Origin of the sequence: Desulfatiglans sp. (genome assembly GCA_012513605.1) — a bacterium.
GTDB lineage: Bacteria > Desulfobacterota > DSM-4660 > Desulfatiglandales > HGW-15 > JAAZBV01.
Map to the genome: position 1 here is coordinate 47223 of JAAZBV010000128.1, position 19010 is coordinate 66232.

General features: G+C 42.9%; 20 protein-coding genes. 11 read left to right on the forward strand and 9 right to left on the reverse strand.

Translation table 11 applies throughout. From position 1 onward, the window contains the following. The first annotated feature begins 9 nt into the window (after positions 1–9). From GX654_17210 to GX654_17230, 5 genes are all read left to right on the forward strand, one after another. Positions 10–744: a hypothetical protein gene (locus GX654_17210; GenBank protein ID NLD38602.1), complete on the forward strand. Its 735-nt coding sequence runs from the start codon at positions 10–12 to the stop codon at positions 742–744. Positions 745–931: 187 nt separating this feature from the next. Next, positions 932–1627 (forward strand): ubiquinone/menaquinone biosynthesis methyltransferase, encoded by a 696-nt coding sequence (locus tag GX654_17215; GenBank protein ID NLD38603.1) that lies wholly within the window; start codon positions 932–934, stop codon positions 1625–1627. 21 nt (positions 1628–1648) lie between these two features. Then, the gene (locus GX654_17220; GenBank protein NLD38604.1) at positions 1649–2386 is read left to right on the forward strand and encodes a HesA/MoeB/ThiF family protein; all 738 of its coding nucleotides are present in this window, start codon (positions 1649–1651) and stop codon (positions 2384–2386) included. 4 nt (positions 2387–2390) lie between these two features. Next, positions 2391–2663 (forward strand): MoaD/ThiS family protein, encoded by a 273-nt coding sequence (locus GX654_17225; GenBank protein ID NLD38605.1) that lies wholly within the window; start codon positions 2391–2393, stop codon positions 2661–2663. A 35-nt stretch (positions 2664–2698) separates the two neighbouring features. Beyond that, entirely contained in the window at positions 2699–3709 is a 1011-nt protein-coding gene (locus GX654_17230) for an MBL fold metallo-hydrolase (protein ID NLD38606.1), read from the forward strand. A 72-nt stretch (positions 3710–3781) separates the two neighbouring features. On the opposite strand, the gene GX654_17235 is transcribed toward GX654_17230, so the two are convergent. The 4 genes from GX654_17235 to GX654_17250 all read right to left on the reverse strand — a co-directional run bounded on the left by GX654_17235 (position 3782) and on the right by GX654_17250 (position 7252). After that, positions 3782–4498: a hypothetical protein gene (locus tag GX654_17235; GenBank protein ID NLD38607.1), complete on the reverse strand. Its 717-nt coding sequence runs from the start codon at positions 4496–4498 to the stop codon at positions 3782–3784. Further along, positions 4498–5292 (reverse strand): HD domain-containing protein, encoded by a 795-nt coding sequence (locus GX654_17240; protein NLD38608.1) that lies wholly within the window; start codon positions 5290–5292, stop codon positions 4498–4500. The genes GX654_17235 and GX654_17240 overlap by 1 nt, the downstream gene beginning before the upstream one ends. A gap of 282 nt (positions 5293–5574) precedes the next feature. Beyond that, positions 5575–6339: an ABC transporter permease gene (locus GX654_17245; protein ID NLD38609.1), complete on the reverse strand. Its 765-nt coding sequence runs from the start codon at positions 6337–6339 to the stop codon at positions 5575–5577. Continuing rightward, positions 6332–7252, reverse strand: coding sequence for an ABC transporter ATP-binding protein (locus tag GX654_17250; protein NLD38610.1), 921 nt, complete (start codon positions 7250–7252; stop codon positions 6332–6334). Before GX654_17250 ends, GX654_17245 begins: the two co-directional genes overlap by 8 nt. Before the next feature lie 260 nt (positions 7253–7512). On the opposite strand from GX654_17250, the gene GX654_17255 reads away from it, so the two are divergent. Continuing rightward, positions 7513–8550 (forward strand): molybdopterin-binding protein, encoded by a 1038-nt coding sequence (locus tag GX654_17255; GenBank protein NLD38611.1) that lies wholly within the window; start codon positions 7513–7515, stop codon positions 8548–8550. Between the two features lie 7 nt (positions 8551–8557). Here GX654_17255 and GX654_17260 read toward each other — a convergent pair whose 3' ends face one another. Next, positions 8558–10774: a PAS domain S-box protein gene (locus GX654_17260; protein ID NLD38612.1), complete on the reverse strand. Its 2217-nt coding sequence runs from the start codon at positions 10772–10774 to the stop codon at positions 8558–8560. Positions 10775–10944: 170 nt separating this feature from the next. On the opposite strand from GX654_17260, the gene GX654_17265 reads away from it, so the two are divergent. Next, on the forward strand, positions 10945–11244 hold the full coding sequence (locus GX654_17265; protein ID NLD38613.1) for a hypothetical protein: 300 nt from the start codon (positions 10945–10947) through the stop codon (positions 11242–11244). Between the two features lie 153 nt (positions 11245–11397). Beyond that, positions 11398–12009, forward strand: coding sequence for a hexapeptide transferase (locus GX654_17270; GenBank protein ID NLD38614.1), 612 nt, complete (start codon positions 11398–11400; stop codon positions 12007–12009). Between the two features lie 244 nt (positions 12010–12253). Here GX654_17270 and GX654_17275 read toward each other — a convergent pair whose 3' ends face one another. From GX654_17275 to GX654_17285, 3 genes are all read right to left on the reverse strand, one after another. Continuing rightward, complete coding sequence (locus GX654_17275) at positions 12254–12673, reverse strand: hypothetical protein (GenBank protein NLD38615.1); 420 nt, start codon at positions 12671–12673, stop codon at positions 12254–12256. Between the two features lie 245 nt (positions 12674–12918). After that, positions 12919–14184, reverse strand: coding sequence for an MFS transporter (locus GX654_17280; GenBank protein NLD38616.1), 1266 nt, complete (start codon positions 14182–14184; stop codon positions 12919–12921). A gap of 66 nt (positions 14185–14250) precedes the next feature. Continuing rightward, positions 14251–15237, reverse strand: a complete 987-nt coding sequence (locus GX654_17285) for a uroporphyrinogen decarboxylase (URO-D) (protein NLD38617.1) — start codon at positions 15235–15237, stop codon at positions 14251–14253. Between the two features lie 450 nt (positions 15238–15687). Between GX654_17285 and GX654_17290 the strand changes: the two genes are divergently transcribed. The 3 genes from GX654_17290 to GX654_17300 are packed head-to-tail and all read left to right on the forward strand — an operon-like array spanning position 15688 to position 18052. After that, a complete protein-coding gene (locus GX654_17290; GenBank protein ID NLD38618.1) occupies positions 15688–16635 on the forward strand; it encodes a hypothetical protein in 948 nt (315 codons plus the stop codon). Positions 16636–16659: 24 nt separating this feature from the next. Next, the gene (locus tag GX654_17295) at positions 16660–17424 is read left to right on the forward strand and encodes a hypothetical protein (protein NLD38619.1); all 765 of its coding nucleotides are present in this window, start codon (positions 16660–16662) and stop codon (positions 17422–17424) included. After that, positions 17417–18052 carry an RluA family pseudouridine synthase gene (locus GX654_17300; protein ID NLD38620.1) on the forward strand — a complete coding sequence of 212 codons (636 nt, stop codon included), beginning with the start codon at positions 17417–17419 and terminating at the stop codon, positions 18050–18052. The genes GX654_17295 and GX654_17300 overlap by 8 nt, the downstream gene beginning before the upstream one ends. A gap of 676 nt (positions 18053–18728) precedes the next feature. Here the strand turns inward: GX654_17300 and GX654_17305 are convergent. Further along, positions 18729–18935, reverse strand: coding sequence for a hypothetical protein (locus GX654_17305; GenBank protein NLD38621.1), 207 nt, complete (start codon positions 18933–18935; stop codon positions 18729–18731). Positions 18936–19010: the final 75 nt, after the last annotated feature.

Genomic DNA, 19010 nt, shown 5'->3' on the forward strand with positions numbered 1-19010 from the left:
GGAGAAAAAATGAAAAAGAATTTTGTTAAACAACTGGTTATTATAACGCTCTTTTCGCTTACAGCGGCAGTTTCACCATCATGGGCAGGGGAAGAATCACCCGTATCAGCCTCTGCTGATGTTTCTGCACTTTCACAATATGTCTGGCGTGGTTACGCATTAAGCGATGACAGTATCGTGATGCAACCCTCTGTGACTGTTTCATATAAGGGCTTCAGTTTTAATCTCTGGGGAAATCTGGATACAGATGATCCGTTTGATGATGATACCTCATTTAATGAGACTGACATGACATTATCTTATGATTGGTCATTTGATAAATTCAGTATCAGTACCGGTTACATCTATTATGCCCTTGAAGGAGAGGATACACAGGAAATATACCTGTCATTGGGGCTGGATACCATTTTTTCACCCTCATTAACCGTGTATAAGGTCATTGATGCATTTCCAGGATGGTATTTTAACCTGGGTATAGGCCATTCTATTGCCTTTACAGATAATCTGGCACTGGACCTTGGCGCATCCGTGGGCTATTATGATTCAGACGGCTACAGTGAACTGCATGATGGCACAATTTCTGCGTCAATGACCTTTGCTGTTAATGACTATATCAGCATAACGCCTAATGCAGCATATACTTTTGCTCTAACAAGTGAATCTAAAGACAATATAAGGGGTGGAAGCTGGGATGGTGATGATAATCATTTTTATGGCGGATTGACATTCTCTATTGCCTTTTAAAAGGCTGATTTAGTATATAACAACCCCTCCTGATTGTATTCAGGAGGGGTTGTTTATTTTTATGATCCCTGGAGTTGAAAAAAAACCTGTTATTGGGTAACCTCAGTATGAGAATCATTTTGTTTCTATACAGGACAGGGCTTCTGCATTTATAATGGTAAGGAAATTAAAATAGGGTATGGAGGGCATGGATAAGAGGCCGCAAAAAATAAGGGGCATGTTTGGGCGCATCTCAAAGAGATATGACCTCATGAACAGGCTCATCTCCCTTGGCCTTGATACCATGTGGCGCAGGTTCCTGATCAAAATGGCGCAGCTTCCTGACAGTGGTGCAGTTCTTGATGCTGGTGCAGGGACAGGTGATATCGCTATTGAGATAAAAAAAAGGAATCCTGTGCTAAAGGTGATTGCCGCTGACTTAACATATGAGATGATTACTGTAGGGAAGAAAAGGAAGGCCGGTGACGAAATAGAGTGGTGCCAGGCAGATGCCTTGAAACTACCCTTTCCTGATGCCAGGTTTGATGCTGTTACATCCGGGTTTCTTGCCAGAAATGTTCCTGATATGGCTCTCATGTTCAGGGAGCAGTTGAGGGTGCTTAAGCCCGGAGGAAGACTTGTATGTCTGGATACAAGCCCTGTACCAGACAATATTTTTAAGCCGTTTGTGCTTTTATATTACAGGCTTTTAATCCCGCTCGTGGGGTCGCTGATTTCAGGAGAAAGGGATGCCTACAGATACCTCCCTGAATCTACTATTAAGTTTATAATGCCTGATGAGCTGGTCATGATACTTGAAGGTGCAGGTCTTACAGATGTCAAATACAGGAAATTCATGTTTGGGAATATTGCGGTACACTGGGGTAAAAGGCCCTGTAATTGAACTTTTCTAACAGGAGTAAATATGCTTTCACTGGATGAGTTGAACCGATATGACCGGCAGATTATGGTGCCTGAGATAGGGCTGGAGGGCCAGGAAAAGATAAAGTCTTCAAGGGTCTTTATAGCGGGCGCTGGCGGGCTTGGTTCTCCTGTATCCCTGTATCTTGCTGCTGCGGGTGTGGGAACTTTGGTTATTGCTGATAATGACCGTGTTGAGATAACCAATCTCAACAGGCAGATTTTACACTGGCCAAGAAATATCGGCTCGAAAAAGGTTGAATCAGCCAGGGAAAAGATAAACTCATTCAATGAGCATACAAAGGTTGAGATTTTTGATGAAACAATAGATGATGATAATATATCAGGCTTAACTAACGGTTGTGATGTTATTATCGATGCAATGGATAACATCGCGACAAGGTTTGTCCTGAACAGGGCAGCAATAAAAAGAAAAATCCCTTTTATTCACGGGGCTGTAAGCGGTCTGGAGGGTAGGGTGACTACCATTATCCCTTTTAAAACCGCGTGTATCGGATGCATGTACAGGGCCGATACAAAACCAGGAAAATTTCCTGTTCTTGGTGTTACACCTGGAATAATAGGTATAATACAGGCTACAGAGGTTATTAAATACCTCACAGGCATGGGTGAGTTGCTCACAAACAGGCTCCTGATATATGATGGCATGGATCTCAGTTTCAGAGAATTTAAATTAAGCAGAAACCCTGAGTGCAGGGAATGTAATACTGGTAAGGTTTAAATATATGGGTGTCTCAGTTCACCTTCACAGGGTCTTTCAGAAGTATTGCGGCAGTCTGGAAAAAATAGAGGTAAATGGCTCTACTGTGCAGGAATGCCTTCAGAATATAATTTTATTGTATCCTGAGTTTGAGAAGGCCATTTTTGTAGCAGAGGGTAAGCTGCACCCGCTTATTGAGGTATATGTGAATTCATCAAGCGCATATCCTGATGCCTTGAAAAAAGAGGTTTATGATGATGACAAAATATATATTATACATACACTCGCAGGCGGCTAAGCCTGGGTGTTGTCAGAAAGTTGCAGGTTTTAAAAGTGATAAAAGAGTTGATCAGACCGTTTCCGGAAACAAGAAATATTACACCGATCCCGATACCCTTTAATGAGGTGCCTTATCTCCTTACAGCAAATATTTACGCCCTTGGTAAAGAGGAAATAACGCTTATTGATGCCGGCCCTGACATCCCCGGCGCCCTTCAATTCATAATGGATACCTTTAAAAGAGAGGGTCTCATATTTAACAACATCAACAGGATAATCCTGACACACGGTCATATGGACCATTTCGGTCTTGCCTCTGAAATTATAAAGCGGCTTGATCATACTGTTGAGATATATATCCACCCTGAAGGGGTATGGAAGATATCCAGCGAATTTTTAAAAAATGAAATATGGGCTGATGAGCTTGATCTGCTTCAGCAGATGGCCGGGATACCTGATGATATCCTAAATGCAATGAAAAGGGGTATCAGAAAATATTACAGTATAGCAAAACCCATTGATGAACCGAAGGAGATGGCGGATGGCCATATATTTAAAGGTGAAGGCTACAGTCTCAGGGTGATTTTTACCCCGGGACATGATCCTGGTTTATGCTGCCTGTATGAATCTGAACAGAAGATACTCTTCAGCAGTGACCATATTATAAAAAATCTGACTCCAAAGCCTATACTGGCCTTAAGCCGTGACAGGATGATCGATAAAAACTACAAGGGGTTGATTTATTATCTGAAATCCCTTGACCGGGTATCTGGATTGGATGTGAGGCACCTGTTCCCCGGTCATGGTGAGTATATTAGCGATATGAAGCCTGTTATAGGCATGTACAGGGTTCATTATAAAGAGAGGATGGAGCAGGTATTGAATGCAGTAAAGGATGAAGAGTTACCCGCATACAATATGGTAAGAAAGATATTTCCTAATGTTGAAAAGGCAGATGTCTTTATTGCACTCTCAGAGATATTCTCACATCTTGAGCTGCTTGAATCTGATAATAAGATTGAAATAAAAGGGCAGGACTTTCCAATCATTTACAGGGCATTATAGGGTAATTATAATAACTGACCCTCTGTCAGATATTATCTGACAAAGGGTCAGTTATCTTTTTTGAGGTACAGGTTATAATGTTAACTCTATTTTAGGATTATCCGAGTCAAGGATTTTATAACTCACCCTGCCCCCGCAGAATCTTTTTATCAGGTCAACCGCCTCAATGCATATCCCCTCTGTTTCATCCCTTGTAACAGGAGGAAGGCCGTCAATGTTCATCTCAAAGGCGGTTGTTGCACTCTTTATGGATGTATGCTCTGCCTGTCTCCAGCTCCACCTCCTGACGAGGCAGTTTTTTCCTTCAGTAAAGATTATCTCACCAGGTTCTGTCTGTTCCGTGATATCGGCGCCAAATGGGGTAAAGGACTCTTCCCCTGTGGCTATTTTAAGTGAGATATCACCTTTAACAACATCTATTGCATGCGCACCTGCTGTAATAATATACTTAAGGCATAAGATGTTTCCAATATCAACAACAGTGTTAATGGAGGGCAGTTCATTGCCGTTCAAGACCCTTCTCACCATCCCCTCAATGGATGACCTGAACTTGGCAGGCTTGGCACCGAAGAGCCGGTACGCCTCTCTCCAGGAGTTAATTCTCACGTGAGATGCAGGGTCATCAGCATTCACCTTGTTATTAAGTGCCTTTTCAGCATCTCTAAGCATGGATACCAGTTCTGCTGGTGAGCCAGTCACCTTGATATCAAATGCGAGCACCACACCCCGGCAGTATCCCGGAAACATCTCAAAGATACTGTTATCGATTGAATAAAAAGGTTTACCCATTATTTACCTCCCAATTTTTTATCAAGATATTCATTCGTAATCCTGTAGACTTGATCGGCCCTGTCAGACACTTCAGGAAGGGCCTCACGCAGCATCTCAAGGTATTTTCTTTCACGTATAATCTCAAGGCTGCGCCTGTAATTAAGGTCATAGACCCAACCCATCTGGTATAGCTTAAAGTCATTTAATGACCTGAGATTATCTACCTGGGCTATTTGCCCGGATGTAAGAGGTTTAAAGACCTCATCAGAAATGGTCTCTGTATCAGGCAGATGCAATTCAATTACCCTGTTGCTGCCACTAGCTGATGTCATATAATACTCGGTTACAACATAGAGGATATCAATCTTGTCTGCATCCCGTATCAGCTTTAAAAACTCTATACTTTCCGGGCTGAATCCTGAGGGGATCGCAGGCATGTTATGGCACCCTACAGAACGTATGATTACCTCCCTGCATTCGGCTGGAAAATCCCTGAGAACATCTTGTTCCCTGATAATCCTAACACCAAGGGCAGCATGGTTTTCCGATATTGAATCGGAAAATGTCCTGTATCTCCTGTATTGTTCAAATCTTCCGATATCATGGAGAATAGCGCATGCCTCGGCTACTGACATATCTTCTTCATCAAGGGCAATGCTTTTTGCAATATCAATGATTGCCTCTCTTACACGTATGGTATGGTTTTTCTTCAGCTCTACATTGATGTCTGATTCCGAGTGACCGCTTATAAAGCCCTTTACATATTTTTCAAACCATGCTGTTAAATTCAGTAATGCTGTTTTTAAATCCATTTTAATATTAAAATACCTTCTTCAATTGAGGACATGTATGAACCTGAAATATATTTATGTAATCTGCCATAAAAACAGGCTGCAAGGCAAGCTTTAGTATAAATTTGTGTAAGTACAAAACACAATTCTCACCACGGAGAGCACGGAGAACACGGAGTAAAAAATTAAAAATTAATATCTCCGTGCTCTCCGTGTCCTCCGTGGTTAAGTATAACAATATATGTCATATTTCACTTTATTTATAAGAGAGTAATTATAGAGTCCAGGTGCAACTTTATCCTTTTATTCCCTGAGTTTGTAACCGCTTTTAAGAAGCATAAGTCCTGCAATGCTTATCAGGATAAAAAACAGGGTTGTTATGACAAGGCTCAGCAAGGGGTCTGTATCCGAAACCCCAAGGAACGCATATCTGAAACCATCCACCATGTAAAAGAACGGATTATAATAGGATACCTGTTTCCAGAAGTCAGGCAGTGTGTGTATTGAGAAGAAAACACCGCTCAAAAAGGATAATGGCAGTATGACAAAATTCTGAAATGCTGCGATGTGATCCCATTTTTCTGAACAGACTGCACCGATAAGCCCTAGTGCCCCAAGTATGCCGCAACCTAAAAAACTGAATGCAAGAACCAGGGGAATGTCATGTATCCATACTGTTTCAAAAAAGTAGGCTGTTATCCATACACCTGAGCCAACAAGGATTCCCCTTACAACACATGCTGCAACATAGGCGATATATATCTCCAGATCCGATAAAGGGGCGAGCAGCATAAATACAATATTTCTGTTCATCTTTGACTGAAACAGGCTGGATGAGCTGTTTGCAAAGGCATTCTGGAGCATGGACATGATTATAAGCCCCGGAATAAGAAATGTTACATAGTGAACCCCTTTATACACCTCAAGCCTCTCTGTAAGCACCGAGGAGAATACAAGGAGATAGAGCAGTACTGTTACCACAGGGGTCAGTATGGTCTGTATGGATACCTTCAGGAACCGCCAGACCTCTTTCCAGAAGAGTGTAAATATCCCTCCCCAGTTAATCATTTTCAGCACCTGTCAGTTCTATGAACACCTCTTCAAGTCCCGGTTCTTTTGTCTGAAGGTCAATCAGGTTTACGCTGGCCCTGCGCAGTTCCTCAATGATCGCCCCTATTTTATCATTTTCTTTATGCAGCTTCAGACAGATATCCCCGTTTTCCGAGGAGATTATCTTTTCCCTGATACCTTCAGGGATTTTTTTTGTACTGCTTTTTGCCAATCTAAGATTAAGGAACCTGTAGGGATATCGGTTGAGCAATTTCTCTTTCTCCTCTACTGCCTTGAGAATTCCATGGCTGAGTATCCCTATCATGTCACAGTTGGCCTCAGCCTCTTCAAGGTAGTGTGTTGTAAGAATAATGGTCTGCCCCTGTTTATTCAGTTCGCGAAAATACCTCCAGAGGCTTTTTCTAAGTTCCACATCCACACCTGCTGTGGGTTCATCAAGGACTATAACCTCAGGCCTATGGACAAGCGCCTGTGCAATCAGGAGACGTCGTTTCATGCCGCCGGAGAGGTTCCCTATGTTCTCTGTTGCCTTATCTGATAGATCAAGGTGAAAGATGATCTCCTCTATCCATGCATGGTTAGATGAACCTAGTCCAAAGTAACCTGATTGCAGCCTGAGCATCTCCCGAACCGAAAAGAAGGGGTCATAGGCAAGCTCCTGTGGAACAACCCCGATGGTCTTTCTGGCCTTTCTCCATCTGCTCCTTACATTATAGCCCTTGACCTCTATATACCCTTTTGATGCCTTTGTGAGGCCCGCCATAATATTTATCAGGGTAGATTTTCCTGCGCCATTTGGCCCAAGAAGCCCGAAAAAACTGCCCTGTTCTATCTGGAAATCTATATTCTCAAGCGCCTTCAGACTCCCGTAGGACTTTGATACACCTGAAACCTTAACAGCTGGTAACATTATTTGAACCTGCTTCCTTAATTTTTTTCAACTTTGCGACTCTAATAAAGTAATTAGAATCAGGCAACAGGAATTTAAACAGCAGGGTTCCAGAGGTCAAGGGTTCGAGTGAAAAACGTAGTCTAATGAAAATCTGCTTTCCTTGGACCCTGGACCCCTTGAACCCTTTATTTTTTTATAATTTCCTTCTTTCATATTTAACATATCTATGTTATTGTGCAGTTTTTATTTTTAAGGAATTATAATTGCAGGAGATGTAAATGGCTGATATTAAATATAAAAGTGTGCCACTCAATGAAGCGGTAGGTATGATGCTTGGGCATGATCTCACCCAGATTATACCCGGGGAATTTAAGGGCCCGGCCTTTAAAAAGGGTCATATTATTAAAGAAGAGGATGTTACCCGGTTACTTGATATGGGTAAAATGAATATATATGTGCTTGACCCAAAGGACGGTTTTATCCATGAAAACGAGGCAGCAGGACGCATTGCAAATGCCTCATCAGGAAGGGGCATCAGGCATTCAGAACCTGTTGAGGGTAGAATAAATTTCATATCAACCGGCACAGGATTGTTAAAGGTCAATAAAGAAGCACTCCTTAAAATAAATCTGGTGGAGGATATCACCTTTGCTACCATCCATGGGAACCAGATAGTTAAACCTGATACGGCAATGGCCGGCACAAGGATAATCCCTATTGCCACACATGAAAAGAATATAGGGGAGGTGGAACGTATATGCAGGGAGAACTATCCTGTAATTGAGGTTAAACCCTTCAGACATCTCAGGGTTGGTGTTATTACAACCGGGAGTGAGGTGTTTTCCGGGCGCATAAAGGATAAATTTGGGCCTGTGCTAAAAGACAAATTCAAAAAGATGGATTGCGAGGTAATTAAACAGGTATTTGTCTCTGATGATGTGGAAAAGACAGTTTCGGCCATACATGAGCTGATAAAGGAGGGGGCAGAACTCATAGCCCTTACAGGGGGCATGTCTGTTGACCCTGATGACCAGACCCCTTTAAGCATAAGAAAATCAGGCGCAAGGGTTATTACCTATGGAGCGCCTGTATACCCCGGGGCCATGTTTATGCTTGCATATATCGGTAATATCCCTGTTGTGGGGCTTCCAGGGTGTGTTATGTATTACAGGGCAAGCATATTTGAGCTTATCCTGCCCCTTGTTATAGCAGATGAACCGGTAACAAAGGAGTATATCTCATCGTTAGGTCATGGGGGGTACTGCTCTAACTGTAAAGAGTGCAGGTACCCTGTATGCGGATTTGGTAAACAGTAAAAAGAGGTCAGGCAGTTCTCATCGGAAAGGAAATAATTATTTTAAGTATATTATCGCCGATTTTAATAAGGTTTATCTTCCCGCCATGCCTGTGGATTATAATCTTCGAAAGTGGCAGATCAAGAACGCTCTCCTCCAGCTTCTGCTCAATATGAGGAAAAAAGAATTGTTCTATATCGGCATTTGACATGTGCTTAAAGGCATTGGTGATTGTAACAACCACCTCATCATCCCTGAATGCGGTTGAAACCGAGATATTCTCTTCGGGAGGGGATGATATTATTGAGTGCTTTATGATATTGGTTACTGCCTGGCAGAGTATCTTATGATCCGCCTCTATATCTGGGATATTCGATTCAAGGTCTGAGACAATTTCAAGGTTTCTTGATTCAAGGAGCCTGTCAAGTTCTGCGATAGACTCCAGTATAAGCTCGTTTATATTCACACTTGAAAGTGTGAGTTCAAACGGGGTTATAGTGGATAAGAGGCCGGTCACGAATATCTCAAGTTTTGCCACCTCTTCAACTATTATAATAGAAAGGCGCTTATTGGGGTCATCATCCTTCATGGCATCCCTGAGTCTTCGCGCAAATCCCCCGGCAATACTTAACGGGTTTCTTATCTCATGTGCCATTCTTGCAGATATCTCACCAAGTGTCCGCACCTCCTCTGTCTGTATGGCCCGATCCTCCAGTCTTTTGAGCTCGGTTATATCAAGCATAAATCCATCAACCCATTTCACCTCACCATTCTCATCGGTAGTTGGTATTGAATGTGTAATAAAATGGAGGAGCCTCCCGTCCTTTGACCTTACCTTGTGATCAAGCCTGCACTCTTCACCTTTAATAAAACAGGTATTCCAAACTGTTTTAAATGCCTCAGGCGCCTCACTCGCTATCTTATCCCGCCAGAATCTCTTGTCATCAAGCGCCTCTTCTACAGTATAACCTATATTTTCTGTCAGGTAAGAGTTTACAAACTCGGTTGTCCCGTCCTTTAATATCCTGTAGACAACAAGCGGGACATTTTCCACCATTGTCCGGTATTTTTCTTCAGATTCCAGGAGCTCTGATGTCCTCTCATCAACACGTTTTTCAAGGGTCCTTGCATAGTTTTCTATCTCCATGCGTCTGGTTTTAAGGGCCTCAAGCATTGTGTTAAGGGTGTTTGTCAGGGAGCCCACCTCGTCTGAGCTCTTGACATCAAGTCCATTCTCCCTTTCCCCTGATGCAATCTCGCGGGCCTCTGCCACTATCTCCTTTATAGGTTTTATAAACAGATTAATTACAAGATAGATAAACAGAAAGGATATGAGGATGACCGCAATTCCAGCTGAAACCATCAGATTCCTGGTGCCTGCCAGTCTTTTAAGTGTTGCTGTCCTGTCAGCGTTGAAGACTATCAGTGCAACAACCTCTCCTGAGCAGTTTACAACAGGGCCTATTAAAACAGACATGTCCGGGTGTTTTTCAGGTGATATCATTATATCTGGCTCATGTATATTCCCTTGACCTTTGTATATCCCTGAAATGTTTTCAAGAGAAAGCTCCCCGGCTGCTGTTATTCTCTCAGGTTTGCCTTCTGCTATAGTGTAAAGTGCGGCATTTATCTTCCAGGTCCTGTGATAATCATCCATAAATGCATTCCCTAAGGTAAACAGGGTGCCAACACTCCCAGCGATCTTTCCATCATTATAGACAGCTACAGCACCCCCTGTGACAAGACCTGACCGCCCCATCTCAAGGCAGACAGAATTTTTTGCCCCTGAAAAAATCTCTGATACGCTCTTTATATCCAAACCCGCAGTATCTCCATTCTCTCCCGGGTTAGAAAGCCTTAAAAAGGATATGCCCGGAGGTCTGTGAAGATACAGTTGTGAAACCCCCTGGTTGTTTTTAAGGTTCTGGTATATAGGTGCTATATAGTTTTGCAGGGCGACTTTGTCATCTTCTTTAAGAAGCCTTCCAATATCGGGTATATCTGCAAATGAAGATGCTATAGAGATGGCCTGTTCCTGTTTCTGGTTAAGCCGGTCCAGAAAGAGCCTGTAATGCTGAAGTAAAAGGTTCCTTTCCTCTTTTTTGATCAGGTTCTGCTGTGAGGTTAAACTGATTAAGGTCAAAATGGTGGTGCTGGCAAAGGCAAAAAAAAGAAAAGGGATTAAGAGCTTCAGTTTCAGGCTGATTCCTCTCATCCCATGAAAGATATTATGCAGATTTTTCATATACTGTCATAGCCATTTATTTCAATCATTATGTTTATATACTTTTTCTTAAATAAAACGAATATTTTTTTGTTTCCTAATGAAAATAATTGCCGATTATTCTTTTTGGTATTATTAAGGCAAAAGGTATCTTTTGTACCCGGATTTTGAATAATCAGCGGAGGCATTTTATGAGTGTTGAAGGGACATACAGGATTTCTACGGACACCCCTATGGGCGTTATGGAGAGCACCCTTACCCTTAAAAAGGCAGGTGATGAGTTGACTGGCACCATGTCATCAGGGCTTATAGGGCAGGTAGATTTTAATGGCGGAAAGGTGGAGGGCAGCAGCTTTTCATTTGCGCTTACAGTAAAGAAGTTCTTTAAAAAGATAGATATTTCAGGGCATGGCAGGGTAGAGGGTGACAGGATATCAGGGAGGATAATAACATCGTATGGCGAATCCTGTTTTGAAGGGGAAAGGGTTTAGCTTGTTACCGCCTATTTTTATATTGACACAACAGGCTAATCTTTTTATCCTTCTTATTAAATTAACATTTCAACACAATCTGTTTCAGACATAAAAGTAAAAGTCTCAGGGCTGCTTTAACCGTTCATTAACATTTTAAATGGAGGATAAAGAATGCCATCATATTACAACAATATAAGACCAAACCTGGCAGGCGACTTTCCGCAGATTGACCCGACTGCATTAATTGACCCTTCAGCCCAGATAATTGGCAATGTGAAGATTGATGAAGGCGTTTTTGTCGGGCCTTTAACTGTAATCAGGGCGGATCAGAGGGGGCCCGACGGCAAGGTGGCGCTCATTCATATTGGCGAAGAGGTCAATATTCAGGATGGTGTTATTATACACACTGATCCCGGTGCCCCCTTTGTTATAGGCCCCAAAACCTCTATAGCCCATGGAGTCACCATCCATGGTCCATGTAATATCGCCAATGAGTGTTTTATTGCTATAAGGGCATCTCTGTACAAGGTAACTCTGGAAGAGCATGTATGGATCGGGCTTGGAGCAATCGTACAAAGGGTTACATTGAATTCATTTACCATGGTTCCAACCGGTGCAGTTATCCTTGAACATGCTGAAACACTCGGGCTAAGGCTGGTTACGGATGAAGAAAGAAAATTTATGGAAGAGGCCTGGATTGCCAATTCAAGGTTAAGGATGGATTACCTGGAACTAAGGGACAAGGCGGAAGCACTCAGGTCCAGTATTAATAAAAAGGGGTGACTAGTTTCTCCCGGTATTTTCCCCAGGGTGCCCGAATGAGCTTGAAATTACAGGGGAAACAAACAATATGATCCTGATGGAACCTGAAACAAGAAAAACTATATTCTGGATTGTAAAACCAACTGTTGACATTAAAGGAGGTATGACGGCCATTTTTCCGGTAAATGTTATCTCTTCAGAAAAGGTGTCTGTTACATGGCCCCTGTATTTTAAAGGGCCATGTAACAGATTGAATTACTGCAATTTATTTGCTGAGCTTCTCTTTCATTTCCTTTGCCTGATCACGCCCTGCAAGCACATATATCTTTTCTATAAGGTAATACTGTCTGCCTTTGGCAGTCCTTATGAAAAATTTGTCAAACCCGGCAGTAATAGTTGATTTCTGATCAACAATACCAATTACCTGGCTGGCAATATCTGTCTCAAGGGGCCTGTCCAGTACAGCCAGGAAAAACTCTCCTCCATTGGCCGTAAAAATAAGCGCCTGTTTATCAATCTGATCCCAGTTTGATACATTGATTGCGTTTATCTTCTTGACCGCTTTAAGCTCATTACTGAGGTTGTATTTTTCAGGCAGGGCAGACGGTGCTGTTGTGGTTGTGGCACATGATGCTGTCATAGCGAGAAGTGCAACAATAGCGAACAATTTAATCATCATTTTCATATTGAAACTCCTTTCGGTTAATACAAAAAAACTATTTGACTAAAAACGTCAAATTTACAAATTGATGTAATATTAATTTAATCTGCAAAATAAATCAAGTTTTTTACAGATATACGGAGTTAATTTTTCAATGAGAGTAAATTGTCCTAGAAAAAATAAGGCTACTGTTTTTTTTGAAAGGAGGAAAATCAATTTAAAGATATCACTATTCAGATGTTAGATAACTATCTGATATTAATGAGATATTAGGCCCTTTTTACAGGAATTTTCAATAAATAGAGGATAATTGCGCCAATGATACACCAAATAGCAAGGGCATAAAACACCCCCTGGTAACCATGCCCGCTGTCATACAGCCTCCCTGCAACATAGGGTATTATAGCCCCAAAGGTGGTATTGATGGCCAGAGAGAGCCCTATAAGCGATGCAAATGTCTTTACACCGTAATAATTGCTTAATACAGTGGCCACACAGACAACGCCCCCTCCAAAACCGATCCCTATACACGATGCCACACACACAAGCAGAAAGGGTGATACTGCCTTAACAGATAGTATCATTCCGATACTGAACAGGGCTATAAACCCGGCCCAGATCTTCCTAGGTTCAATCCTGTCGCCTGATGCTGCAATGATAGCCTTTCCTAAAAGGCTTGTAAGTGCAATAAGGCTTATGGCCCATGATGCAGCATCACGGGTATGGCCGATATCCATAAGGTGGACTACGCCATGACCTAAAAACAGGGAATAGCCACAGCCCATTCCCATGTGGCAGATCATCATGATCCAGAAGGAGCTGCCGGACAATACCTCTGAATAGCCCCAGTTTACCTCTGTCTGATACACCTTTTTTTTAACTTTGCTGGAACCGGATATGTTCATATCTTGTGAAAGAAATGTATCCCCATCGGGCAGCTGCCCCAGATCCTTTGGGTCTTCTTTTATAAAAATGATGGAGATCAGGAGGGCTAAAATCGCAAGGGCAGTTATAATAAACCAACCCATGCGCCAGTTTTTATCAGTTAAAACAAGCACCTGATTAAGGAGAGGGGAGGCTATAAACCCGCCAATACCTGAGGCTGAACTGAAAATTGCAAGGGCAAGAGCCCGTTTTTTGATAAACCATTTTGCGATGCCTGCCTGCGCGCCAATCACGCCACCCACACAAACACCAGCCCCCACTATTATCCCAAAGCTAACCACAGCAGATGGGCCGCTCTTTACATAGGTCGCCATGAGAATAGAGCCGATACCCACCAGAATGCTGCCTGTAATCATGGTAAACCTTACGCCGAATCTGCCAACGCACATGGCAACAAGGGGACCTGGAAGTCCTGACATTATTGTGTATATGGAAAAGATGCCACCGAGTGACTGACGGTTCAGGTTAAGGTCAACAACCATAACCGCATCAAGCACCCTCGCGCCGTAGATGGGAAAGGCAAGGTTTATGGAGACAATCGCCCACAGGGCAGCTAACAGCTTCCAGCCATAGAAACTTCTGTCAGGCATGATTACCTCAAGGGTATTGCACCTTATTAAGGCGCAATACCCATTTTTTAGGAACTGCGGGTTGATCTATTTGAAATAAATCTTGTTCTGTTTTCTTACTTCATCCATGATGCAGTCATTAACACCAGGGAAGATACTGCCTTCGCCGCCATAGGTGAGGCAGGGGATAAACATGCCGCCTTCATGATATTCCTTGCAGGCGCGGGCTGTTTCGGCGCGGACGATCTCCTCTTTCCAGTCAGCACGGTCAACAATGGATGCATCAATACCACCCATGAGGGTGAGTTTATAATCAGTATCCTTCTTGATCTTCTGGATATTGTTGGAAGGGAGGATCCCTTCCCATATATCAATACCCACCTCTACCATATCCTTTGCAATTGGTTCACAGAAGCTGTCAGCATGATGCATGGTGATGACACCTTCCTTTTTCATGGCGCCGTAGATCTCTTTGTAGGGCTCTTTCAGGAATTCACGCCATGTATCAGGGCTCATGAACATGCTGTATTTTGAACCCCAGTCATCATGAAACATGATAACATCAGGTCGAAGATTTTCTATAAGGAGCCTTACCTGCTGCATCTTTGCCTTTTTAACATAGTCGATCAGTTCATGCATTGCGTCAGGTTCTGCCAGAAAGTTCATAAGAGTGTCTTCAAAGCCCATAAGAAAATGGAGCTGCTCAAATACGCCGGTTGGAACCCAGACCATGGCAAATTTACCCTCTGCCTTTATTCTGGCTGTATCTGCTTTTGCAGCTTTCCAGTCCATGGGCACCTTGTCAAGGTCAGGGGCCTTGCAGGTCTTGCGCCATTCGGTTATGTCCGGGCAGACCTTGGTCTTTTCATTAACCATGGGCATGATACCCGGTTCATGTTCTCCCCAGTAAATCGTAACTCCCCAGGGGTTGATGGCTGTCTGGCCTTTTGCTACCGGAAACAGATAGAAAAAAACAGGGTCCCATACCTGCGGAAAGGGTTCCCACTCGTTTACAAATGCATCCGGTTTGCCGTTTTTCAAAGTTTCATACACATTTTCTTTTAATGTTAACACGGATTTTCCTCCTTTATTTAGATATTGCCTTGCTTATATCACCAATATAATAAAAAATAACCCTTTTTTATTTGGTGGAGAAATTATCAGTCCCTGTACACTTTCAGGTGAGCATATTGTCTATAATTCCATACAATTTAATATTTTTTCGAATTTTAAATAGCCTGTGTATATTATATTTTAATGTTTATGAATATAAATTCTGCCTGTATTTTACCATTAAGAGTCCATGCTGTTAAGGCTCTCATCGCACTCAACAGGGGATGTGGGGTGCAGTTGTATGTGCTCTATGCTTTTTTGTTTGTTGATGGCATGAAAAATGCCTGAAGGTATAATAATTGTATTTGTTTTCCCGAAAAATATTAAGGCATGTCCGGCAGTTAACCCTGAAACAGGGTCTTGATGCCCGGATGATAAATCAGTATAACTCTCAGACAGGAGAATATGAAAATGAGACCGGTAATAATGAGAATTTCCCTTTTAATGCTATTAATGATTTGCCTCTGTGTCACCTTGTCCTGCAACTCTGGAGACTCAGACTCTAAGGATGCTGCCCCGGTCACACCCGGAAATAATATTCAGCCGCCGGCAGGTAACAATAATGATCCCTCTGATCCGCTGAATGCTGGCGCTATAATTATAGATCATGAAAGTACTGATCTCGCGATGGTCCCGCTTGAATGGATAAATGAGGCAAAGGAGAAACTTCACATTGCCTATGGCCACACCTCTCACGGAAGCCAGATTACAACAGGCATGAGCGGGCTCACAACCTTTGCAAATGCCCCTTATGGAGGCGCCACATACAGGTGGAACAGCGGTGGTTCAGGCGAAGCCCTTGACCTGCGTGATTCACCTTTCTCCGGGGCAAGCGATCTTGGAAATCCTAACCGGACAGTCTGGGCTGATGCCACGCGTAACTATCTGAATGCCCACCCCGAGATAAATGTGATCATGTGGTCATGGTGCGGCCAGGCAGATGGCATTGAGGCGCAGATAGGCCAGTATCTTGACCTTATGGATGATCTTGAGGCAGACTATCCTGATGTTATGTTTGTCTATATGACAGGCCATACTAATGGGACAGGGCTTGATGGAAATCTGCATCAGCGGAACCTCCAGATCAGGAATTTTTGTGAGACCAATGGAAAAATACTGTTTGATTTTGAAGATATAGAGAGTTATGACCCTGATGGCGAATACTATGGGGATCTGAATGTAACAGACAGCTGTGATTATAATGGCGGCAACTGGGCAAAGGAGTGGCAACAGAGTCACACTGAAGGGATGGACTGGTATAATTGTTCATCTGCCCACAGTGAGCCCCTGAACGCAAATCAAAAGGCCTATGCAGCATGGTGGCTCTGGGCAAGGCTCGCGGGCTGGGATGGAAATTAGAAGGTGTTAAACAATATAAATAAAATATCTTATTTGGATATAGAATCAGTCACCTGCGGGTACTGTCATTCATGCTGCACTATCCATTATCTGAAACAGGAAGGCGCAAAGGAATACTGCCTTGATCTGATGAGTACCCTTGAACAAAAGGGCACTATAGATATCCATGCCCCTGAAGGTGAGGCAGACCCGAAATTAACCCTGGGCTATGTAAAAGGAGAGGCAAGGGGACAGATGTTTGGTGTGCTTGAGTGTCTGGATGCTGATGGAAAATCGCTGTTCTTAAAGGCATTTTCAGGCCAGTATAACGGGGTATGGGATGTAAATGGATGGGCGCCCCCCCTGTTTGATACTAAAGAGTTTGATTTGATTGTCGATAGTGCTGATAAAGAGATAAAGCGGCTGGGTAACATTATCAATAAACTTTTGAATGAACCAGATAGGCATCAATTGATATACAAGCGGAAAAGGTTGTCGCAGGAACTTATGAAAGAGATACACGCGCTCTACCGGGTGAATAATTTCAGGTCAGAGGCGAGGCCCCTTACCGATTTTTTTAAAAATGGGATACCGGCAGGCGCGGGTGACTGCTGCGGTCCCAAGCTTTTAAATACAGCCGCTAAAATGGGTCTGCTTCCTGTATCCCTTGCAGAGATATTCTGGGGTGAAACAAATCTTTCAGGGACACGCATGCAGGGTAATTTTTATGGCCCGTGCAGGGAAAAGTGCCTGCCCTTAATTGGTTTTATGCTCTGCGGGGCTAATGCAGATCGGTCTGACCATGAATAAGCCCGATATAATCTACAAAGATTCATCCATTGTGGTGGTTATAAAACCTGAGGGGCTTTTGTCTGTTCCGGGTAAAGGGGCTGATAAACAGGATTGTCTTGCCAACCGCATAAGAGATATGTTCCCGGGATGCATACCGCAGCCCGCTGTCCACCGACTTGATATGGATACATCGGGCATCATGGTCTTTGCATTAACAAAGGAGGCACACAGGACTCTCTCTATCCAGTTTCAGGATAGAAAGGTTAAAAAGCAATATGTTGCAGTGCTTGATGGCATTGTTAAAAAGGAGAGCGGGGAGATCAGCCTGCCCCTTCGCGTGGATGTTACAAACAGGCCCTTCCAGATATATGACCCGGTCCATGGAAGGAGCGGTATAACCCTTTGGGAAAAGATAGAGGTAAAGAATAACCGCACAAGGGTGCTTTTTACACCCTTAACAGGCAGGACACACCAGATTCGGGTGCATGCATCACATCCGCTGGGGCTTAATTGCCCTATTGTAGGAGACAGGCTCTATGGCCATTTAAAGCCCGGAGAGCGTCTGATGCTGCATGCATGCAGCCTTACATTCAAACACCCTGCAAGCAATGATGAAATGCACTTTGAAAATCAGCCTTTGTTTTAGGAGCTTTTTGTGTTCAGGGTAGGGATTCTGCTCTATTTATCGAGTAGTGCTTCAGCGCCTTTTTTAATATGCCACCATAATAATAAAGCGTAATGCCAGCCAGTCGCGTATCTGACCGTTTTTGGCATTTCCGGCCTCCTTCACTTCATTCGAAACCTGTCCCACCCTGACTGTTTTTGTAATGGTTTTACCGGCATGGGCATATCGAGCGGCACCATCCTACTTGTCCCTGGCCCGTGCATCCGAATAATAGCATAGCCAAAACGCAGACCAAAAACCGTGGTGCTCAAACGTTTTTATTTGAAAATGTCTTATAATTTTCCGCTCCGCGATCAGAGCAGCGGCTGCTTATACTTTTTCCATATCGGAGCTGTTTCGTAAAAGGGCGCTTTGGTAGGTAAAAGTGGCGATGTGCTGCAAGGCTGAAACGTATTGGCTGTCTTGTTCCAATACAGGATCAACATCAAAAGGCTAGGTTAAAAGCAGTTTTCGCCTGCTATTTACCGACTGTTTTTTTTTGATAACCAGTTATTATTACGATTAAAATTTGATTTTTAATTTCTATTTACAACTTTTAGCAACGCTGCCATTTTTACCAAATAGCATTTATCGCCCATCTCTTTTCAGCTTTTAACCAGTCTGGCGAGCTTTTTGCCAAATCCGGTTGATTAGCGGGTTATGGGTTTTTTAATTTTGGTATTGAAAGAATATTGTTTTCAAAATCCATTTTAACTTCTTTATAATCAAAATCCGCATGGGAATCACCTTCTTCAATTATCTCCTCCCATACACAAAATCCATCACCACAAATTTTTGAAAAATTACCACAATACATTGCTGTCCAAGATAAATGAAAATTTGATATTGCATCAAGTAAAAACAAGTAGTTAAGTTAACAAAACGGCGTATTCAAAAAACAGGTTATTGCCAGCAGTGCTGTCCAAGAATCAAAATGGTA

Bases quoted from the DNA above. Each gene is read 5' to 3' on its own strand.
- GX654_17275 (NLD38615.1), bottom strand. From the start codon at position 12,673: ATGAAAATGATGATTAAATTGTTCGCTATTGTTGCACTTCTCGCTATG.
- GX654_17260 (NLD38612.1), bottom strand. From the start codon at position 10,774: ATGAAAAATCTGCATAATATCTTTCATGGGATGAGAGGAATCAGCCTG.
- GX654_17290 (NLD38618.1), top strand. From the start codon at position 15,688: ATGAGACCGGTAATAATGAGAATTTCCCTTTTAATGCTATTAATGATT.
- GX654_17245 (NLD38609.1), bottom strand. From the start codon at position 6,339: ATGATTAACTGGGGAGGGATATTTACACTCTTCTGGAAAGAGGTCTGG.
- GX654_17280 (NLD38616.1), bottom strand. From the start codon at position 14,184: ATGCCTGACAGAAGTTTCTATGGCTGGAAGCTGTTAGCTGCCCTGTGG.
- GX654_17235 (NLD38607.1), bottom strand. From the start codon at position 4,498: ATGGGTAAACCTTTTTATTCAATCGATAACAGTATCTTTGAGATGTTT.
- GX654_17210 (NLD38602.1), top strand. From the start codon at position 10: ATGAAAAAGAATTTTGTTAAACAACTGGTTATTATAACGCTCTTTTCG.
- GX654_17270 (NLD38614.1), top strand. From the start codon at position 11,398: ATGCCATCATATTACAACAATATAAGACCAAACCTGGCAGGCGACTTT.
- GX654_17240 (NLD38608.1), bottom strand. From the start codon at position 5,292: ATGGATTTAAAAACAGCATTACTGAATTTAACAGCATGGTTTGAAAAA.
- GX654_17250 (NLD38610.1), bottom strand. From the start codon at position 7,252: ATGTTACCAGCTGTTAAGGTTTCAGGTGTATCAAAGTCCTACGGGAGT.
- GX654_17300 (NLD38620.1), top strand. From the start codon at position 17,417: ATGAATAAGCCCGATATAATCTACAAAGATTCATCCATTGTGGTGGTT.
- GX654_17220 (NLD38604.1), top strand. From the start codon at position 1,649: ATGCTTTCACTGGATGAGTTGAACCGATATGACCGGCAGATTATGGTG.
- GX654_17225 (NLD38605.1), top strand. From the start codon at position 2,391: ATGGGTGTCTCAGTTCACCTTCACAGGGTCTTTCAGAAGTATTGCGGC.
- GX654_17255 (NLD38611.1), top strand. From the start codon at position 7,513: ATGGCTGATATTAAATATAAAAGTGTGCCACTCAATGAAGCGGTAGGT.
- GX654_17215 (NLD38603.1), top strand. From the start codon at position 932: ATGGATAAGAGGCCGCAAAAAATAAGGGGCATGTTTGGGCGCATCTCA.
- GX654_17265 (NLD38613.1), top strand. From the start codon at position 10,945: ATGAGTGTTGAAGGGACATACAGGATTTCTACGGACACCCCTATGGGC.